The sequence below is a fragment of the Ruegeria arenilitoris genome, from assembly GCF_013035315.1.
Lineage (GTDB): Bacteria > Pseudomonadota > Alphaproteobacteria > Rhodobacterales > Rhodobacteraceae > Ruegeria > Ruegeria arenilitoris_D.
On sequence record NZ_WQHP01000006.1, the window covers coordinates 341,450 to 361,348 of the forward strand.

Annotated in this window: 14 protein-coding genes; 11 read left to right on the top strand and 3 right to left on the bottom strand. The window is 57.9% G+C overall.

Going from position 1 to position 19,899, the window contains the following annotated elements; genetic code table 11:
- Window positions 1-197 precede the first annotated feature (197 nt).
- On the bottom strand, window positions 198-1,439 hold the full coding sequence (locus tag GOV53_RS15540) for a peptidoglycan-binding domain-containing protein (RefSeq protein WP_170468080.1): 1,242 nt from the start codon (window positions 1,437-1,439) through the stop codon (window positions 198-200).
- 387 nt (window positions 1,440-1,826) lie between these two features.
- Here GOV53_RS15540 and rplK point away from each other — a divergent pair, with 387 nt between their 5' ends.
- Both rplK and rplA read left to right on the top strand, forming a co-directional pair.
- Window positions 1,827-2,276, top strand: a complete 450-nt coding sequence (rplK, locus tag GOV53_RS15545; protein ID WP_010440985.1) for a 50S ribosomal protein L11 — start codon at window positions 1,827-1,829, stop codon at window positions 2,274-2,276.
- Between the two features lies 1 nt (window position 2,277).
- On the top strand, window positions 2,278-2,976 hold the full coding sequence (gene rplA, locus GOV53_RS15550; protein WP_170468082.1) for a 50S ribosomal protein L1: 699 nt from the start codon (window positions 2,278-2,280) through the stop codon (window positions 2,974-2,976).
- Window positions 2,977-3,072: 96 nt separating this feature from the next.
- Here rplA and GOV53_RS15555 read toward each other — a convergent pair whose 3' ends face one another.
- Entirely contained in the window at window positions 3,073-4,041 is a 969-nt protein-coding gene (locus tag GOV53_RS15555; protein ID WP_170468084.1) for an aminoglycoside phosphotransferase family protein, read from the bottom strand.
- Window positions 4,042-4,444: 403 nt separating this feature from the next.
- On the opposite strand from GOV53_RS15555, the gene rplJ reads away from it, so the two are divergent.
- The 6 genes from rplJ (at window position 4,445) to GOV53_RS15585 (ending at window position 15,615) form a co-directional block, all read left to right on the top strand.
- Window positions 4,445-4,963 carry a 50S ribosomal protein L10 gene (gene rplJ / locus GOV53_RS15560; protein WP_170427359.1) on the top strand — a complete coding sequence of 173 codons (519 nt, stop codon included), beginning with the start codon at window positions 4,445-4,447 and terminating at the stop codon, window positions 4,961-4,963.
- An 80-nt stretch (window positions 4,964-5,043) separates the two neighbouring features.
- Window positions 5,044-5,418 (top strand): 50S ribosomal protein L7/L12, encoded by a 375-nt coding sequence (rplL, locus tag GOV53_RS15565; protein WP_155142436.1) that lies wholly within the window; start codon window positions 5,044-5,046, stop codon window positions 5,416-5,418.
- Window positions 5,419-5,668: 250 nt separating this feature from the next.
- Window positions 5,669-9,805 (top strand): DNA-directed RNA polymerase subunit beta, encoded by a 4,137-nt coding sequence (rpoB, locus tag GOV53_RS15570; RefSeq protein WP_170468086.1) that lies wholly within the window; start codon window positions 5,669-5,671, stop codon window positions 9,803-9,805.
- 50 nt (window positions 9,806-9,855) lie between these two features.
- Window positions 9,856-14,097: a DNA-directed RNA polymerase subunit beta' gene (rpoC, locus tag GOV53_RS15575; RefSeq protein WP_170468088.1), complete on the top strand. Its 4,242-nt coding sequence runs from the start codon at window positions 9,856-9,858 to the stop codon at window positions 14,095-14,097.
- A 106-nt stretch (window positions 14,098-14,203) separates the two neighbouring features.
- Window positions 14,204-14,659: a macro domain-containing protein gene (locus GOV53_RS15580; protein WP_170468090.1), complete on the top strand. Its 456-nt coding sequence runs from the start codon at window positions 14,204-14,206 to the stop codon at window positions 14,657-14,659.
- 86 nt (window positions 14,660-14,745) lie between these two features.
- Window positions 14,746-15,615, top strand: a complete 870-nt coding sequence (locus GOV53_RS15585; protein WP_170468092.1) for a DMT family transporter — start codon at window positions 14,746-14,748, stop codon at window positions 15,613-15,615.
- Here the strand turns inward: GOV53_RS15585 and GOV53_RS15590 are convergent.
- Window positions 15,600-16,406, bottom strand: a complete 807-nt coding sequence (locus tag GOV53_RS15590) for a putative rhamnosyl transferase (RefSeq protein ID WP_170468093.1) — start codon at window positions 16,404-16,406, stop codon at window positions 15,600-15,602. The two genes, GOV53_RS15585 and GOV53_RS15590, sit on opposite strands and share 16 nt — an antisense overlap.
- Before the next feature lie 383 nt (window positions 16,407-16,789).
- Here GOV53_RS15590 and rpsL point away from each other — a divergent pair, with 383 nt between their 5' ends.
- From rpsL to fusA, 3 genes are read left to right on the top strand one after another with little or no spacing between them, the layout of a single operon-like run.
- Entirely contained in the window at window positions 16,790-17,161 is a 372-nt protein-coding gene (gene rpsL, locus GOV53_RS15595) for a 30S ribosomal protein S12 (protein ID WP_005621086.1), read from the top strand.
- A gap of 15 nt (window positions 17,162-17,176) precedes the next feature.
- On the top strand, window positions 17,177-17,647 hold the full coding sequence (rpsG, locus tag GOV53_RS15600) for a 30S ribosomal protein S7 (protein WP_039529242.1): 471 nt from the start codon (window positions 17,177-17,179) through the stop codon (window positions 17,645-17,647).
- A 19-nt stretch (window positions 17,648-17,666) separates the two neighbouring features.
- Window positions 17,667-19,784, top strand: a complete 2,118-nt coding sequence (gene fusA, locus GOV53_RS15605) for an elongation factor G (protein ID WP_170468095.1) — start codon at window positions 17,667-17,669, stop codon at window positions 19,782-19,784.
- The last annotated feature ends 115 nt before the right edge of the window (window positions 19,785-19,899 follow it).

A 19,899-nucleotide genomic window follows, 5' to 3' on the forward strand; every position in this document is an offset into this window, starting at 1 on the left:
TGCCTCAAGATACCTGTCGGCGGCTCTTAAGCAACTCATGCTTTTGAATTACTGAATGCAAGTTGCGCATTTGGGGCATTTTGAATGCCCCAACGCAGTTGGTTTTGTCGAACGAGACAAACCCAATGACGCAATCTCAACGCCGCGATGCAATCAGCACCGCGGCGTTCTTCATTCAACAGACATGAGTTCTTCGCCTACTGGGCTTGCGTTACCGCTGCGCGCAGGAGTTGGGGGCGATCAGACTGCGACGGCAGGAAAACCGCCTGCGATCCCGCGTCCAAGGCTGAAAGGCTTGCGTCGTACCACTGCAGGGCCAGATCGCGACGCTCTTGCACGCCGAAACCTTCGCGCAGGTGGTGGCCGATCAGCTCGCCGTAAGCTGGCTCACCCATGGCAACCAGCATCAGGGCAGAGCCGACAGCGACGTCCATGTTGTCTTCGCGGTAGCCGATTGCCAGACAGACTTTGCTGGTTGCGGCCAGATCTTCGGGGCTCAACCCAGATTCCAGAGCCAGTTTGCGCATCTGCGTTTCCGCGTCCGTTTTTGAACTGAGCGACAGCGCCACGACCTGCGGTGCCAGCATATCGCCATAGCTATTGCACTGCGCAGCCACCTGATCTGGCGTCAGCCCTTGGATGTCCTGCATCAGGTCTTCACCACGCGACATTGCATAGCTGCGGGCCAGACAAAACTGTTCGCTCAGCGCGAAATCAGGGTCGGACATGTTTGTCAGGGTCGTATACCCACCATTGGTGGAGGTCTGCAGCATGACCCCGCTGCACCGATTGGCGAGCGACGGGCCACCGGTTCCGCCAGAAAACAGGCTTGGCAGGGTGGCAGACGCCGTTTCGGTTGTGTTGGCTTCGGGCTCTGGCGCAGGTGCTGGCTGAGTCGCAACAGGGGTCGTTCCAGCGGGCGCCGGTGCGGCTGGTGCCTGGGGCGCAACGGCCAGGGCAGAACCTGAGTGGAGGTGCTGACGATAGGCCATCAACAAAGGCTGACCGGTCAACTGCGTTGTGGCCTGACCTCCGCTGGTCGCCCAATAGTAGGCCTGCATCAGGAAATCGCGCTGATACGGCTGAAAATCATAGCCATTAATGGGGTAGCCCATCGAAGCCTGATAGCGTTCGATTGCTGATCGCGTCCCACGGCCGACCTGACCATCGACCCGTCCGGCATTATAGCCGAAATAGTTCAGTGCCGTCTGAGTCTGCGCACCCTGCGTGGTCGACGGTATGGTTTGCCGGTAGGTCCGGGTTGTCCGCGTTGTTCTCTGGGCCTTTTTCTTCTGCTGGTCCTGTCCAATCGCATAACCCAGGACCCCACCGACAACGGCACCACCTATAAAGTCACCCGCGTCCGCCCGCGCAGTCTGTGGTGCAGTAGCGGCCAAAGACAATGCGAGGCCAAGTGAGAGAATAAACCGAATGATCATAATAAACCTCCACCAATTCAAAATATTTTACTCAGTATAGCACATCCGATCGTCTCAAAGTGATTTCTGACCGCCGGCCAAATTGGCGAATTGCCACCCAATCATTTTTGCTTTGATACTGTATCGTTAGTGGCGAACTGGAAAACGAAGTACTTGGTCACCTTTGTACTGTTGGCCTGCACTGCTTACCCCAAGGGTTCGATTCGAAAATAGCCGCTGGAGTCAGCGTAGGGCACTTGCCAACCCCCACGTTCCGCTATAAACGCCGCCTCTATCGTCTTCGGGCGAGATTCTCTCGTGGGAGGTTGCTGGGATCGCGATCCCGGATCGGACCACGCAACATAAACCGGGTGGAACGCGTTTCACCTACGTTGAAAGGAAAACCAAATGGCCAAGAAGCTTGCTGGTACAATGAAACTGCAGGTTCCTGCAGGTCAGGCGAACCCGTCGCCGCCAGTTGGTCCGGCGCTGGGTCAGCGCGGCATCAACATCATGGAATTCTGCAAGGCGTTCAACGCCAAGACCGCAGACATGGAGCCCGGCGCTCCGTGCCCGACCGTGATCACCTACTATCAGGACAAGTCCTTCACCATGGACATCAAGACGCCGCCTGCGTCTTACTACCTGAAAAAAGCAGCTGGTCTGAAGCCGGTCGGCAAGCGTAACCGCCCCCGTGGCGCGGAAAACCCAGGTCGCGAGACCGTGGCAACCGTGACCTCGAAGCAGGTTCGTGAAATCGCCGAAGCCAAAATGAAAGATCTGAACGCCAACGACGTCGAAGGCGCAATGCAGATCATCCTGGGCTCGGCCCGCTCTATGGGCATCGAGGTGAAGTAAGATGGCAAAATTCGGTAAACGTACCCGCGCAGCGCGCGAAGCTATCGCCGGCAAGGAAAACCTGTCGGTCGAAGAAGCAGTTGCCCTGGTTAAAGCCAACGCAACCTCGAAATTCGACGAGACCATCGAAATCGCACTGAACCTGGGCGTTGACACCCGTCACGCGGACCAAATGGTTCGCGGCGTTGTCGGGCTGCCGAACGGCACCGGTAAAGCGATGCGCGTTGCTGTTTTTGCTCGTGGCCCGAAAGCTGACGAAGCAAAAGAAGCAGGCGCAGATATCGTTGGTGCAGAGGACCTGATGGAAACCATTCAGGGCGGCACTATCGAATTCGATCGCTGCATTGCAACCCCGGACATGATGCCAATCGTCGGTCGTCTGGGTAAGGTTCTGGGCCCCCGCAACCTGATGCCGAACCCCAAAGTCGGTACCGTGACTATGGACGTGAAAGCGGCCGTGGAAGCAGCCAAGGGTGGTGAAGTTCAGTTCAAGGCAGAAAAAGGCGGCGTTGTACACGCTGGCGTTGGCAAAGCGTCGTTCGACGAAGCCAAGCTGGCTGAAAACGTTCGTGCTTTCGTCTCGGCTGTGGCCAAGGCCAAGCCGTCGGGCGCCAAAGGCACCTACATGAAAAAAATCGCACTGAGCTCGACCATGGGCCCGGGCGTGACTCTGGACGTGGCAGCCGCGTCGGGCGAATAAGCCTTACTGCTGAACAGTCAGAATTTGACCCCGGGTGGCGCAAGCTGGCCGGGGTTTTTCTTTTTTCGGTCGAATTCTTATCTGGGCCGAGGGAATTTAGTCGAAAATCAGATTTAGGCGCGTCCACAGGCGGCTGCGCCTGTCGCGTTCAAAAGCGCTGCAGGTGTGGGTAATCTGGTGCAGAAACAGCCAGTCTTTAAGCAGCCGCCCTCGGATACAGTAGTCAAGGATCTCGTGATTGATCGGATGCCGGTAGAGGCGGAAGAACATCTCCTTGTTTCGCCTCAGGATACCGCTGCGATCCACTTCGGACGCCACAGTCTCGCGAAAGATGTCGGCCTTCAGGAAATCGACGATATCGTAGACGGCCAGTTTGTCCCTGGCTTCGGTGAAATCCAGGCCGATTGTCTTTCCCTGTCCGACGATCAGGTTTTGGCCGTGGAAGTCTCCGTGTGAAAAGACCCGCAGGTCCTCGGTGCCCTTCAGGCGGGCGCCTTCAGCGCGCATTTCGTCGACCATGGCGCGGCTTTGGTTTGCGATGTCACGCGGGACCGCTTCTATTAGCTCGCTCAGGCTGTCTGTCATCCAGCGAGGTTTGAAGGCATAGCGGGTCGGCGGATGACGGGCATGCAGATCGTTCAGCCAGGACCCGGCCCGGCGATAGACCTGAGCGACCTGGTTGTCATCCGCGCTGTTGTAAATCAGGTCAACGGCGGTCGGACGGTCAATATACTCGGTCACCAGGAATTCACCGCCCTGTGACAGATAAACAGGCCGGACAACGCGCGAGGTTTCATTGCCGTCGAAATGCTGATGCAGTGCGCTCAACAATTCGAACTCATTCTTCAGCCGGTCCGTGCTAGGCGATGTGGTGTCGATCTTAAGAGCAAAGGCCTGCGATGGTGTGTGCAGCACAACGACCGAGCGGGTGTCTGCGAAAGCATGTGAGCGATAGATACAGTTGTAGCCGGTTACGGGGACCTGGAGGCATTGGCCGGAAAATTCGCGGATATAGGCTTTGACGCGGGTGTCTTCCTCGTCTGAAAGGGGCAAAATTTCAGCCAATGGCGATGTCCTGCATCCGGTATACTGGTTATGGGACAGGATAGCAGAGCGGCTCTTATGTCAACGGCCTCTGGATGCCGCTGCAAAAGGCCGGATAGCTGGCTTGGACGCGGCTGTAGAAACCGCAATTTACCTCTTGGAAACCCCGCGCATCTGCCCTAAGTAAGGCTACGAAGTAAAGCGTGCGATTCGTCGTGCGCTTTATTTTGTTTCGTCCAAGACGGTGGGTGGTGCCATATGGCCCCTTAATTCCCTGCCTGAGACGGGTAAGACCAAAGAATTCTGAGGGTCCCACCCTCGGGCGCATTTTGGCCAATCCCGTAATAACGGACCTGAACGCCGGGGTTTCGACCGCGGCAAATATGAGCCGGGGTGAGGTATCGCCCCAAACTTGGAGAGAACTGTGGATAGAGCCCAGAAAGAGAAAGTGGTCGAGGAACTCGGCCAAATCTTCGAAAGCTCTGGCGTCGTAGTGGTTGCTCACTACGCCGGTCTGACAGTTGCCGAGATGCAGGACCTTCGCGCACGTGCTCGTGACGCGGGTGGCTCCGTGCGTGTTGCCAAGAACAGGCTCGCCAAAATCGCCCTTGAGGGTAAGCCGTGTGAAAGCATGGCCGACCTGCTGACAGGGATGACCGTTCTGACCTATTCCGAGGACCCTGTGGCAGCAGCCAAAGTGGCCGAGGACTTCGCCAAAGAGAACCAAAAGTTCGAAATTCTTGGCGGTGCAATGGGTGAGAACGCTCTGGACCGCAAAGGCGTTGAAGCCGTTTCGAAAATGCCGTCGCGTGAGGAGCTTATTGCTTCGATCGTGGGCTGCATTGGCGCACCTGCTTCGAACATCGCCGGCGCGATTGGCGCACCTGCAAGCAACATCGCAAGCATCCTTTCCACCATCGAAGAGAAGGCGGAAGCTGCGTAAGCGGTTGGCACTGAATGATCTGCGTAGGGTAACTACCCTGACGTTGGAACACACACTGTAAAACGGAAAGAGCTAATACAATGGCTGATCTGAAAGCACTCGCAGAAAGCATCGTGGGTCTGACCCTGCTGGAAGCACAAGAACTGAAAACCATCCTCAAAGACGAATACGGCATCGAGCCTGCAGCTGGCGGCGCCGTAATGGTCGCAGCTGGTGGCGACGCCGGTGGCGCAGCTGAGGAAGAAAAAACCGAATTCGACGTCGTTCTGAAGAACGCCGGCGCATCGAAAATCAACGTCATCAAAGAAGTTCGCGGCATCACCGGCCTGGGCCTGAAAGAAGCCAAGGAACTGGTCGAAGCCGGCGGCAAGATCAAAGAAGGCGTGGACAAAGCAGAAGCAGAAGACATCAAAGGCAAGCTGGAAGCAGCTGGCGCCGAAGTCGAGCTGGCCTAAGCTTAGTCTCTGGTGCATCGCTGATGTGCCGAAAAATTTGGCTGGGTCCGGAGAAATCCGGGTCCAGCCGAACCTGTCTTAGAAAGGGCCTCATACACTGGGGCGTTTTCTAAGACGCGGTTCGCGGATCGGGAGGCTGCCTTCGGGACGGTGGCCATGAATTGATCCGGACGTGTCGTCTCGAATGTGCAAGATGCCGGGGCCCGACGGTGTCTTTGCCCGCTGAGAACATCGAAAGGTGACATCTGACATGGCTCAAACGTTCCTTGGCCAGAAACGTCTTCGTAAATATTACGGCAAAATCCGCGAAGTTTTGGAAATGCCGAACCTCATTGAGGTCCAGAAATCTTCTTATGATCTTTTCCTGCGCTCCGGCGATGCAGAGCAGCCCACTGACGGCGAAGGTATCAAAGGTGTGTTCCAGTCGGTTTTCCCGATCAAGGATTTCAACGAAACCTCCGTTCTGGAGTTCGTGAAATACGATCTGGAAAAACCCAAATATGACGTCGAAGAGTGCATGCAGCGCGACATGACCTACAGCGCGCCGCTGAAGGTCACTCTGCGCCTGATCGTGTTTGATGTCGATGAGGACACCGGCGCGAAATCGGTCAAAGACATCAAAGAACAGGACGTGTTCATGGGCGACATGCCCCTGATGACGCCGAACGGTACGTTTATCGTGAACGGCACCGAGCGCGTAATCGTGTCCCAGATGCACCGTTCGCCCGGTGTGTTCTTTGACCACGACAAGGGCAAAACCCACTCTTCGGGCAAGCTGCTGTTTGCCTGCCGCATCATCCCGTATCGCGGCAGCTGGCTGGACTTTGAGTTCGACGCCAAAGACATCGTTTACGCCCGTATCGACCGCCGCCGTAAGCTGCCTGTGACCACCCTGCTGTATGCGCTGGGTCTGGACCAGGAAGCGATCATGGACGCGTATTACAACACGGTGTCCTACAAGCTGGACAAGAAGAAAGGCTGGATTGCTCCTTTCTTCCCCGAGCGTGTCCGCGGCACTCGTCCGACCTATGACCTGGTTGACGCGAAATCCGGTGAAGTGATTGCGGAAGCTGGCAAAAAGGTCACGCCGCGCGCGGTCAAGAAACTGATCGACGAAGGCACCGTCACTGACCTTCTGGTTCCGTTTGATCACATCGTTGGCAAATACGTCGCCAAGGACATCATAAACGAAGAAAACGGCGCGATCTATGTCGAGGCCGGTGATGAACTGACCCTGGAATACGACAAAGACGGCGACCTGATCGGCGGCACCGTTAAGGAACTGATTGATGCGGGTATCACCGACATTCCGGTTCTGGACATCGACAACGTCAACGTTGGCCCTTACATGCGCAACACCATGGCTCAGGACAAGAACCTGAACCGTGAAAGCGCGCTGATGGACATCTACCGCGTCATGCGTCCGGGTGAGCCGCCCACCGTCGAGGCTGCGTCTGCCCTGTTTGACACGCTGTTCTTCGACAGCGAACGCTATGACTTGTCCGCCGTTGGCCGGGTGAAGATGAACATGCGTCTGGCTCTGGACGCACCGGACACCCTGCGTACTCTGCGCCGCGAAGACATCGTGGCCTGCATCAAGGCGCTGGTGGAACTGCGTGATGGCAAAGGCGACGTGGACGATATCGACCACCTCGGTAACCGTCGTGTGCGTTCGGTCGGTGAGTTGATGGAAAACCAGTACCGTGTTGGCCTGCTGCGCATGGAGCGCGCGATCAAAGAGCGTATGTCGTCGGTCGAGATCGACACTGTCATGCCTCAGGACTTGATCAACGCGAAACCGGCTGCGGCTGCTGTCCGCGAATTCTTTGGCTCATCGCAGCTGTCGCAGTTCATGGACCAGACCAACCCGTTGTCGGAAGTCACCCACAAACGCCGCCTCTCGGCGCTTGGCCCGGGTGGTCTGACACGTGAGCGTGCGGGCTTTGAGGTGCGCGACGTACACCCGACCCACTATGGCCGGATGTGCCCGATTGAAACGCCCGAAGGTCCGAACATCGGTCTGATCAACTCGCTGGCCACCTTTGCCCGCGTGAACAAGTATGGCTTCATCGAAACACCTTACCGCGTTGTTAAAGACGCCGAGGTGACCGATGAGGTTCACTACATGTCCGCGACCGAGGAAATGCGTCACACCGTGGCACAGGCGAACGCGACACTGGATGCCGATGGCAAGTTCATCAACGATCTGGTCTCGACCCGTCAGGCCGGTGACTACACCCTTGCCCCGCGCGAGAATGTGGACCTGATCGACGTGTCGCCGAAACAGCTGGTCTCGGTCGCTGCATCGCTGATCCCGTTCCTTGAAAATGACGACGCCAACCGCGCTCTGATGGGCTCGAACATGCAACGTCAGGCGGTTCCGCTGCTGCGCGCCGAAGCGCCGCTGGTCGGCACCGGGATCGAGGAAAAGGTTGCGATCGACTCGGGCGCTGCGATTCAGGCGAAACGCGCCGGTATCATCGACCAGGTCGATGCCCAGCGTATCGTTATCCGCGCCACCGAAGATCTGGAACTGGGCGACGCTGGCGTTGACATCTATCGTCTGCGCAAATTCCAGCGTTCGAACCAGAACACCTGCATCAACCAGCGTCCGCTGATCAAGGTGGGTGACACTGTCCAGAAGGGCGAAGTCATTGCCGATGGTCCGTCGACCGATATGGGTGAACTGGCCCTTGGTAAGAACGTGGTCGTCGCGTTTATGCCGTGGAACGGTTACAACTACGAAGACTCGATCCTGATCTCGGAGCGTATCGCGCGTGACGACGTCTTTACTTCGGTCCATATCGAGGAATTTGAAGTCGCCGCCCGTGACACCAAGCTGGGCCCGGAAGAGATCACTCGCGACATTCCGAACGTTGGTGAAGAAGCGCTGCGCAACCTCGACGAGGCGGGCATCGTTTACATCGGTGCGGATGTTGAGCCGGGCGATATTCTGGTCGGCAAGATCACTCCGAAGGGCGAAAGCCCGATGACCCCGGAAGAAAAGCTGCTGCGCGCCATCTTTGGTGAGAAAGCATCTGACGTTCGCGACACCTCGCTGCGCGTGAAGCCGGGCGACTACGGTACGGTCGTTGAGGTCCGCGTCTTCAACCGTCACGGCGTCGAGAAAGACGAGCGTGCGCTGCAGATCGAGCGTGAGGAAGTCGAACGTCTTGCCCGTGACCGGGACGACGAGCTGGCGATCCTGGACCGCAACATCTATGCGCGTCTGCAAGGTCTGATCCTGGGTAAAACCGCTGTCAAAGGCCCGAAAGGCGTCAAGGCAGGGTCGGTTATCACCGAGGAGCTGCTGGAAACCCTGACCCGTGGTCAGTGGTGGCAGTTGGCGCTGGAAGGTGAGCAGGACGCACAGATCGTTGAGGCTCTGAACGAGCAGTACGAAGTGCAAAAGCGTGCTCTGGACGCCCGTTTTGAAGACAAGGTCGAGAAAGTCCGCCGTGGCGATGACCTGCCGCCGGGTGTGATGAAGATGGTCAAAGTCTTCATCGCCGTGAAGCGTAAGCTGCAGCCGGGCGACAAGATGGCCGGTCGTCACGGGAACAAAGGTGTGATCTCCAAGGTTGTTCCGATGGAAGACATGCCGTTCCTGGCCGATGGTACTCCGGTTGACTTCTGTCTGAACCCGCTGGGCGTGCCTTCGCGTATGAACGTTGGTCAGATCCTTGAAACCCACATGGGTTGGGCCGCACGCGGTCTGGGTCTGAACATCGATGAGGCTCTGGGTGAATACCGCCGTTCCGGCGATCTGACCCCGGTGCGCGAAGCGATGAAGCTGGCCTATGGCGAAGATGTCTACGAAGAAGGCATCACCGGTCTGGACGAGGATGGTCTGATCGAGGCTGCGGGCAACGTGACCCGCGGTGTTCCGATCGCAACCCCGGTCTTCGACGGGGCCAAAGAGGCTGACGTCAACGACGCGCTGGTGCGTGCGGGCTTCTCGGAAAGCGGTCAGTCGGTTCTGTTCGACGGTCGTACCGGTGAGCAATTCGCACGTCCGGTGACCGTGGGCATCAAGTACCTGCTGAAACTGCACCACCTGGTGGACGACAAAATCCACGCGCGTTCGACCGGGCCGTACAGCCTGGTTACCCAGCAGCCGCTGGGTGGTAAGGCGCAGTTCGGTGGTCAGCGCTTTGGTGAGATGGAAGTCTGGGCTCTGGAAGCTTACGGCGCCGCCTACACCCTGCAGGAGATGCTCACCGTGAAATCGGATGACGTCGCCGGCCGGACCAAGGTCTATGAGTCGATCGTCAAGGGCGAGGATAACTTTGAAGCGGGCGTACCGGAATCGTTCAACGTTCTGGTTAAAGAAGTCCGTGGCCTCGGCCTGAATATGGAACTCCTGGATGCGGAGGTTGAGGAGTAAGGGCGCTGCCCTTTCTCCCGTCCCCCCTTCCGCAAGATTTGAGGTAACAAATGAACCAGGAAATCACCAACAACCCGTTCAACCCGCTGACACCGCCGAAGGTTTTCGACGAGATCAAGGTCTCGCTGGCGTCGCCCGAGCGGATCCTGTCTTGGTCCTATGGCGAGATCAAGAAACCCGAAACCATCAACTACCGGACGTTCAAGCCTGAACGCGACGGTCTGTTCTGCGCACGTATCTTTGGCCCGATCAAAGATTACGAATGTCTGTGCGGCAAATATAAGCGGATGAAGTATCGCGGCGTTGTCTGCGAGAAATGCGGTGTGGAAGTCACCCTGCAGAAAGTCCGCCGCGAGCGTATGGGCCACATCGAACTGGCCGCGCCCGTTGCGCATATCTGGTTCCTGAAGTCGCTGCCGTCCCGCATCGGTCTGATGCTGGACATGACGCTGCGCGATCTGGAACGCGTTCTGTACTTTGAAAACTACGTTGTCATCGAGCCCGGTCTGACTGACCTGACCTACGGCCAGATGCTGACCGAAGAAGAGTACATGGATGCGCAGGATGCCTATGGCATGGACGCGTTCACCGCGAATATCGGTGCTGAAGCCATCCGTGAGATGCTGGCCCAGATCGATCTGGAAGCCGAAGCCGAGCAGCTGCGCGCTGACCTGGCGGAAGCAACCGGCGAGCTGAAGCCCAAGAAGATCATCAAGCGTTTGAAGGTTGTTGAATCCTTCCTGGAGTCGGGCAACCGGCCTGAGTGGATGGTGATGACCGTGATCCCGGTCATTCCGCCGGAACTGCGTCCGCTGGTTCCGCTGGATGGTGGGCGTTTCGCGACTTCGGATCTGAACGATCTGTATCGCCGTGTCATCAACCGGAACAACCGTCTGAAGCGTCTGATCGAACTGCGCGCGCCTGACATCATCGTCCGCAACGAAAAGCGGATGCTGCAGGAATCCGTTGACGCTCTGTTCGACAACGGCCGTCGTGGCCGCGTGATCACCGGCGCCAACAAGCGTCCGCTGAAATCGCTGTCGGACATGCTGAAAGGCAAGCAGGGTCGCTTCCGTCAGAACCTTCTGGGTAAGCGCGTCGACTTTTCGGGCCGTTCGGTCATCGTGACAGGTCCGGAACTCAAGCTGCACCAGTGTGGTCTGCCCAAGAAGATGGCGCTGGAGCTGTTCAAGCCGTTCATCTACTCGCGCCTTGAAGCCAAAGGTCTATCTTCGACCGTGAAACAGGCGAAGAAGCTGGTCGAGAAAGAGCGTCCCGAAGTGTGGGACATCCTCGACGAGGTGATCCGCGAACACCCTGTCATGCTGAACCGTGCGCCCACGCTGCACCGTCTTGGCATTCAGGCGTTCGAACCGGTCCTGATCGAAGGTAAAGCCATCCAGCTGCACCCGCTGGTCTGCTCGGCCTTTAACGCCGACTTCGACGGTGACCAGATGGCCGTTCACGTCCCGCTGAGCCTTGAGGCTCAGCTGGAAGCGCGTGTTCTGATGATGTCGACGAATAACGTTCTGTCGCCTGCAAACGGCGCGCCGATCATCGTTCCTTCGCAGGATATGATCCTGGGTCTGTACTATGTGACCCTGGAACGCGAAGGTATGCCGGGCGAAGGTAAGGTCTTTGGTTCGATCGAAGAAGTTCAGCACGCGCTGGACGCGGGTGAAGTGCATCTGCACACCAAAATCACTGCGCGGATCACGCAGATCGACGACGAAGGCAACGAAGTTCAGAAGCGTTACGAGACAACTCCGGGCCGTCTGCGTCTGGGTGCCTTGCTGCCGATGAACAACAAAGCGCCGTTCGATCTGGTCAACCGCCTGCTGCGAAAGAAAGAAGTGCAGCAGGTGATCGACACCGTCTACCGCTACTGCGGTCAGAAAGAGTCGGTTATCTTCTGTGACCAGATCATGTCGATGGGCTTCAAAGAAGCGTTCAAGGCCGGCATCTCGTTCGGCAAGGACGACATGGTCATCCCGGGCGACAAGTGGGGCATCGTTGATGACACCCGCGATCAGGTGAAAGACTTTGAACAGCAGTACATGGACGGCCTGATCACTCAGGGCGAAAAGTACAACAAAGTTGTCGATGCCTGGTCGAAGTGTAACGACCGCGTCACCGAAGCGATGATGAGCACCATCTCGGACGTCGCCAAGGCCGAAGACGGGTCGGACATGGAGCCGAACTCGGTCTACATGATGGCCCACTCCGGTGCGCGTGGCTCGGTCACTCAGATGAAACAGCTGGGCGGTATGCGCGGCCTGATGGCCAAGCCGAACGGTGACATCATCGAGACGCCGATCATCTCGAACTTTAAAGAAGGTCTGACCGTTCTCGAGTACTTCAACTCGACCCACGGTGCCCGTAAGGGTCTGTCGGATACCGCTCTGAAGACGGCGAACTCGGGTTACCTGACCCGTCGTCTGGTGGACGTGGCGCAAGACTGTATCGTTCGTGAGATCGATTGTGGCACCGAGCGTGCGATCACTGCCGAAGCCGCCGTAAACGACGGTGAGGTTGTCGCCTCGCTGGCCGAACGTGTGCTGGGCCGTGTCGCGGCTGACGATGTTCTGCGTCCAGGTACGGACGAAGTGATCGTGGCCGCTGGTCAGCTGATCGACGAACGTATGGCCGACACCATCGATGAAGCCGGTGTTCAGTCCATGCGCATCCGCTCGCCTCTGACCTGTGAGTCCGAGGAAGGCGTCTGTGCAACCTGCTACGGTCGTGACCTTGCACGCGGTACAATGGTGAACACAGGTGAAGCTGTCGGCATCATCGCCGCGCAGTCGATCGGTGAACCTGGTACACAGCTGACCATGCGTACATTCCACATCGGTGGTGTTGCACAAGGTGGTCAGCAGTCGTTCCAGGAAGCCAGCCAGGAAGGTGTCGTATCGTTCGAGAACCCGCAGATCCTGGTCAATGCGGCAGGCGAAAGCCTGGTCATGGGCCGGAACATGAAGCTGGTGATCAAGGACGAGCATGGCGAAGAGCGTGCCAGCCACAAGCTGGGCTACGGCTCGAAGCTGTTCGTCAAGGACGGCACCAAAGTGGCCCGTGGCGACAAGCTGTTCGAGTGGGATCCCTACACCCTGCCGATCATCGCCGAGAAAGCCGGTACCGCGAAATACGTTGACCTTGTTTCGGGCCTTGCTGTCCGCGACGAGACCGACGAAGCAACCGGCATGACCCAGAAGATCGTGATCGACTGGCGCGCGGCCCCCAAAGGCAGCGACCTCAAGCCCGAGATCATTCTGGTCGGTGAAGATGGCGAGCCGGTCCGCAACGATGCGGGCAACCCGGTTCACTATCCGATGTCGGTGGATGCGATCCTGTCGGTCGAAGACGGCCAGAAAGTCGAAGCCGGTGACGTTGTTGCGCGTATCCCGCGTGAAGGTGCCAAGACCAAGGACATCACCGGTGGTCTGCCGCGTGTGGCCGAACTGTTCGAAGCCCGCCGTCCGAAAGATCACGCGATCATCGCAGAAGCCGATGGTTACGTGCGCTTTGGCCGCGACTACAAGAACAAGCGTCGCATCAGCATCGAACCGGCGGACGAGTCCATGGAGACCATCGAGTACATGGTGCCCAAGGGCAAGCACATCCCGGTCGCCGAAGGGGACTTCATCCAGAAGGGTGAATACCTGATGGACGGTAACCCGGCTCCGCATGACATCTTGTCCATCATGGGTGTCGAAGCGCTGGCGGATTACATGATCGACGAGGTGCAGGACGTCTATCGTCTGCAAGGCGTGAAGATCAACGACAAGCACATCGAAGTCATCGTGCGCCAGATGCTGCAGAAGTGGGAGATCCTGGATTCAGGCGACACCACCCTGCTGAAAGGCGAGCATGTCGACAAGCAAGAGTTCGACGCGGCCAACGAGAAGACCATCGCCCGCGGTGGTCGTCCGGCACAGGGCGAGCCGATCCTGCTTGGGATCACCAAAGCCTCGCTGCAGACGCGTTCGTTCATCTCTGCGGCCTCGTTCCAGGAAACCACACGCGTTCTGACCGAAGCTTCGGTTCAGGGCAAGAAAGACAAGCTGGTTGGCCTGAAAGAGAACGTCATCGTTGGTCGTCTGATCCCCGCCGGTACCGGTGGTGCGACTCAGGCCGTGCGTCAGGTTGCGCAAGGCCGCGACAACGTTGTGATCGAAGCCCGCCGGGAAGAGGCCGAAGCGGCCGCTGCCCTGGCAGCCCCGGTCATGGACGACGATCTGGTTGGCGACGAGTTGGACGTTCTGGTGGAAACACCGGAAAGCCGCGAGTAAGCGTAGCCAGAACCGAATGATCAGGCCCCGCGGTTTCGCGGGGCCTTTTCTTTTGCCCGGTCGTGATACACTGGACGAAACCTGGGACCGCTTCCAAGAGGGCATCATGACAGTCATCAGAGGTGACCTGATCCAACTGGCGTTGGATGGTGAATTTGATGTCATCGTCCATGGCTGCAACTGTTTCCACGCCATGGGCGCAGGAATCGCGCGGGTGATCGCGGCAGAATTCCCCAGCGCCTTTGAGGCCGACAAGCGAACAGAGTATGGGGGCCGGTCCAAGCTGGGGACAATTTCTTCCGCCCGGATTTTACGGGGGACGGCGGACTTCACGGTGATCAACGCCTATACGCAATACCGTTGGGACGGCGAAGGGCGGCTAGTTGATTACGATGCGATCTCCACATCCTTTGGCGCAGTTGCCGGCGCGTACCCGAGCGCACGCATTGGCTATCCGATGATTGGCGCTGGCTTGGCTGGTGGGGACTGGTCTGAGATCGCGCCGCGCATAGATGCCGCCCTTGAGGGTCTGGAACATAAACTGGTTGTGCTACCCGACTGAGCCAACCCCCGCGGTTGCGTATTGACATCGCACATGAGCTTACGACCAATGGGCGCAGTTTCGTTAAGGCATTGGAACCGTAAATTATGACCCCAAACGTGAAGGGCGCGTTGCTGATGATGGGCAGCATGGCCGCCTTTACCGTCAATGATACAATGATCAAGGCTGCGGGGGCCGATCTGCCGCTGTTCCAAATGGTTGCGATGCGGGGTGTGTTGGCGACGGTTCTGGTGTTTTTATTGGCTCGTCACCTCGGCGCTTTACACATGAATTTTCCGCGTCATGACAAATGGTTGGTCGCTGCACGCTGTTTGGCAGAGCTGTCGGCCACGTTCTTCTTTCTGACCGCGCTTCTTCATATGCCGCTTGCGAATGTCACGGCGGTGCTGCAGGCCCTGCCATTGACGGTCACACTGGGGGCGGTTCTGTTTTTTGGCGAACATATCGGATGGCGCAGAATTCTGGCGATTGGAATGGGGTTTGTGGGCATGTTGCTGATCGTCCGACCGGGGCCAGATGGGTTCAGCATTTATGCAGTGTATGCCCTGATCGCTGTGGCATCCGTCACGGTTCGTGATTTGATCACCCGCCGCATGTCGATCCACGTCCCATCGCTGGCGGTAACACTGGCCACGTCGCTTTCGATCACTGTTGCGGCAGGTATCGCAACAGCAGTCACGGGGTGGGAACCTGTTCCAACTGGGGCCGGTGTACTGGTCGCCTGCGCGGCCGTGTTTGTCCTGACCGGATACCTGTGCAGCGTTATGGTAATGCGTGTCGGTGACGTCGGTTTTGTCGCGCCTTTTCGGTACTCAAGCCTGATCTGGGCGCTGGCACTGGGTTGGCTGGTGTTCGGAGATTGGCCAGACACGATCACCATGCTGGGCGCCGTTCTTGTCGTTGCCGCGGGGCTGTTCACCCTGTTCCGTGAGCGGCGATCTCACGCGGTCGAGTGAACGCGCCTGACGGCATCCTGTTCAATGCCAAACCGCGCGATGAATTCCCCCTCTTGTTCCGGGGTCAGCGGAAACAGCTCAGTTTTGCTGGCGCGGGCATGGGGTGAATCGTTGAACGAGTTCAAGGTCCGAACCCACATCGGCGCATCGGGATAGCTGATCACTGGCATGAAGCGGCCGATCTTGTGGTGGGTAAAGCTCATGATCGTATGCTTGCACTCACCGGCGATATACATGCCCAGGCCGACACCCAAAAGCGACCGAAAAACTTGTGCGGCACGAATACCCTCGGGGCCAAAGCGCGCAAGGAATCCGCTGTTGAAATCCAGGCCAATCGTCCGGTTATGTTCGGCCAGCCCCTTTGCATCCAGCGCGGCAAGGCGCAGACGTTCGACCAGATCAACGGACACCGCATCGTCATCATCGTGCCGGAACTGAATGCAGGGCTGATCCGGATTGGTCCGCGCGCTGTGAAGAACGTCTTTGACCACCGGGCGGTGCCGGGCGGGGGCGCGTTTGACGATGCGGATTTGCTTTATGTCCGAGGTGAGATCATAGAGCCGGTCCATCGACTCTTTGGGCAGGCACTCACCGATTAAGACCAGCAGTTCAAAGTCTTCATCGGTTTGTTCGCGAAAGCAGGGCAGGGTGGTGGTTTCGAACAGGCGAAACCGTTCTTCCAGACGGGCCGGATTGTACAAGTACTGGCGTCTTTCCTCGACGGAGGCGTGTTCGACCTGATAGCCGCCGATCGCGGGATAGGAAAAGCGGCACAGGCCGATGACTTGCATGTTTCGTCCGTTCGTGAATATTCACCGCGACTATGCCGTTGCTGCTGCTGGCCCGCAACGGGTGGATTTTAGCGACCTCGCATTATCCACGTCAGCCGATCTGGTGCACCACTCAAACAGGTGCTGTTGACACTCGGGCCGACTCCCCCTATTACGCGCGTCATCTCGGTGCCGGGGGCCGCCCCACAACCGATTTCAGTAATGAACTGGTCAAGACCCGGACAATTTTGCAGTCCGCGTCCTCTGATAACCAACCGCGACGTTCACCTCGGAATGGGAACGCTCGCGGGTTTTGCGCTTGTGGACGCATAAGTGCAGCAAAGTTTAACCGCACGCAACGCGCGTGCATGTCATGTGTGTTGCAAAACGGGGAAGAAACCGGAATGCCAACTATTCAACAGCTGATCCGCAAGCCGCGGCAGCCCAAAGTAAAACGCTCGAAGTCCATGCACCTGGAGCAGTGCCCGCAGAAGCGCGGCGTTTGCACCCGTGTGTACACTACCACACCGAAGAAGCCGAACTCGGCTATGCGTAAGGTTGCCAAGGTGCGCCTGACCAACGGGTTCGAGGTCATCTCGTACATCCCCGGTGAAAGCCACAACCTGCAGGAACACTCGGTTGTTCTGATCCGTGGCGGCCGTGTAAAAGACCTTCCCGGTGTGCGTTACCACATCCTGCGCGGTGTTCTGGATACTCAGGGCGTCAAAGATCGTAAGCAACGTCGTTCGAAATACGGCGCGAAGCGTCCCAAGTAAGAAGGAGAGGCTGATATGTCACGTCGTCACGCCGCCGAAAAACGCGAAGTCCTGCCTGACGCCAAATTTGGCGACAAGGTATTGACCAAATTCATGAACAACCTGATGATCGACGGTAAGAAGTCGGTCGCAGAGCGCATCGTTTACAACGCGTTTGACCGCGTTGAGAACAAGATCAAGCGCGCTCCTGTCGAAGTGTTCCACGAAGCGCTCGACAACATCAAACCGTCGGTCGAGGTTCGCTCGCGCCGGGTTGGTGGTGCAACTTATCAGGTTCCGGTCGAAGTGCGCCCCGAGCGCCGCGAAGCACTGGCCATCCGTTGGCTGATCACTGCTGCGCGTGGCCGCAACGAAAACACCATGGAAGAACGCCTCGCCGGCGAGCTGCTGGACGCTGTACAGTCCCGCGGTACCGCCGTGAAGAAGCGCGAAGACACCCACAAGATGGCCGAGGCGAACAAAGCCTTCAGCCACTACCGTTGGTAATTCAGAGGCTTATCAAAAAATGGCACGCGAATATCCGCTCGAACTGTACCGTAACTTCGGTATCATGGCGCACATCGACGCAGGTAAGACCACCTGCTCGGAGCGTATCCTGTATTACACTGGTAAATCCCACAACATCGGTGAGGTGCACGATGGTGCAGCCACCATGGACTGGATGGAGCAGGAGCAGGAACGCGGCATCACCATTACTTCGGCTGCGACCACCACATTCTGGGAACGCACCGAAGACGGTAAAACCGCCGATACCCCCAAGCACCGCCTGAACATCATCGACACCCCCGGCCACGTTGACTTCACCATCGAAGTTGAACGCTCGCTGGCGGTTCTCGACGGTGCCGTTTGCGTTCTGGACGCAAACGCCGGTGTTGAGCCCCAGACCGAAACCGTGTGGCGTCAGGCTGACCGCTACAAGGTTCCGCGTATGGTTTTCGTCAACAAGATGGACAAGATCGGCGCAGACTTCTTCAACTGCGTTCGCATGATCGAAGACCGCACCGGCGCACGCGCTGTTCCGGTTGGTATTCCGATCGGCGCCGAGTCCGAGCTGGAAGGTCTGATCGACCTGGTCACCATGGAAGAGTGGCTGTGGCAGGGTGAAGATCTGGGCGCAAGCTGGATCAAAGCTCCGATCCGCGACAGCCTGAAAGACATGGCTGACGAATGGCGCGGCAAGATGATCGAAGCGGCCGTCGAAATGGACGACGACGCGATGATGGAATACCTGGAAGGCAATGAGCCCGACGTTCCGACCCTGCGCGCGCTGCTGCGCAAAGGTACCTTGGAAATCGCGTTCGTTCCGGTTCTGGGTGGTTCGGCGTTCAAGAACAAAGGCGTTCAGCCTCTGCTCAACGCTGTGATCGACTATCTGCCCAGCCCGCTGGACGTTGTTGATTACATGGGCTTCAAACCCGGCGACGAGGAAGAAGTTCGTGACATCGCCCGTCGTGCAGACGACGACATGGCCTTCTCGGGTCTGGCGTTCAAAATCATGAACGACCCCTTCGTAGGCTCGCTGACCTTCACCCGGATATATTCGGGCACCATGAACAAGGGTGACTCGATCCTGAACTCGACCAAAGGTAAGAAAGAGCGCATCGGTCGTATGATGATGATGCACTCGAACAACCGGGAAGAGATCGAAGAAGCGTTTGCAGGCGACATCATCGCGCTGGCGGGTCTGAAAGACACCACCACCGGTGACACCCTGTGTGACGCGAAGGATCCGGTGGTTCTGGAAACCATGACCTTCCCCGATCCGGTGATCGAGATCGCGGTTGAGCCCAAAACCAAGGGCGACCAAGAAAAGATGTCCCAGGGTCTGGCCCGTCTGGCCGCCGAAGACCCGTCCTTCCGTGTGGAAACCGACCTGGAATCGGGTCAGACCATCATGAAGGGCATGGGCGAACTTCACCTGGACATCCTGGTTGACCGTCTGAAGCGCGAGTTCAAGGTTGAAGCGAACATCGGTGCGCCGCAGGTGGCCTATCGTGAAACCATCTCGATGCCGGTCGAGCACACCTACACCCACAAGAAACAGTCGGGTGGTTCGGGTCAGTTCGGTGAGGTCAAGCTCGAGATCACTCCGACCGAGCCGGGCGAAGGTTATTCGTTCGAAAGCCGCATCGTCGGTGGTGCCGTTCCGAAGGAATACATCCCGGGTGTCGAAAAAGGCATCCAGTCGGTTATGGACAGCGGCCCGCTGGCTGGCTTCCCCGTGATCGACTTCAAGGTTGCCCTGCTGGACGGTAAGTTCCACGACGTTGACTCCAGCGTTCTGGCGTTCGAAATCGCTGCCCGTATGTGTATGCGTGAAGGCATGCGCAAAGCTGGCGCGAAACTGCTGGAACCGATCATGAAGGTCGAAGTGATCACCCCGGAAGAATACACCGGCGGTATCATCGGCGACCTGACCTCGCGTCGTGGCCAGGTGTCTGGTCAGGAACCGCGCGGCAACGCGATCGCCATCGACGCGTTCGTTCCGCTGGCGAACATGTTCGGCTACATCAACACTCTGCGTTCGATGTCGTCGGGCCGTGCCCAGTTCACCATGCAGTTCGACCACTACGATCCGGTTCCGCAGAACATCTCGGACGAGATCCAGGCGAAATACGCATAAGCGAAGATTTGGGGGAGCGTGGGTATCACGCTCCCTTCATTACCGAAAAAGGAGGCCATCATGGCAAAGGAAAAGTTTGAGCGTACAAAACCGCACGTCAACATCGGCACGATTG

Bases quoted from the DNA above. Each gene is read 5' to 3' on its own strand.
- GOV53_RS15540 (WP_170468080.1), bottom strand. From the start codon at position 1,439: ATGATCATTCGGTTTATTCTCTCACTTGGCCTCGCATTGTCTTTGGCC.
- rplK (WP_010440985.1), top strand. From the start codon at position 1,827: ATGGCCAAGAAGCTTGCTGGTACAATGAAACTGCAGGTTCCTGCAGGT.
- rplA (WP_170468082.1), top strand. From the start codon at position 2,278: ATGGCAAAATTCGGTAAACGTACCCGCGCAGCGCGCGAAGCTATCGCC.
- rplL (WP_155142436.1), top strand. From the start codon at position 5,044: ATGGCTGATCTGAAAGCACTCGCAGAAAGCATCGTGGGTCTGACCCTG.
- rpoB (WP_170468086.1), top strand. From the start codon at position 5,669: ATGGCTCAAACGTTCCTTGGCCAGAAACGTCTTCGTAAATATTACGGC.
- rpoC (WP_170468088.1), top strand. From the start codon at position 9,856: ATGAACCAGGAAATCACCAACAACCCGTTCAACCCGCTGACACCGCCG.
- GOV53_RS15580 (WP_170468090.1), top strand. From the start codon at position 14,204: ATGACAGTCATCAGAGGTGACCTGATCCAACTGGCGTTGGATGGTGAA.
- GOV53_RS15585 (WP_170468092.1), top strand. From the start codon at position 14,746: ATGACCCCAAACGTGAAGGGCGCGTTGCTGATGATGGGCAGCATGGCC.
- GOV53_RS15590 (WP_170468093.1), bottom strand. From the start codon at position 16,406: ATGCAAGTCATCGGCCTGTGCCGCTTTTCCTATCCCGCGATCGGCGGC.
- rpsL (WP_005621086.1), top strand. From the start codon at position 16,790: ATGCCAACTATTCAACAGCTGATCCGCAAGCCGCGGCAGCCCAAAGTA.
- rpsG (WP_039529242.1), top strand. From the start codon at position 17,177: ATGTCACGTCGTCACGCCGCCGAAAAACGCGAAGTCCTGCCTGACGCC.
- fusA (WP_170468095.1), top strand. From the start codon at position 17,667: ATGGCACGCGAATATCCGCTCGAACTGTACCGTAACTTCGGTATCATG.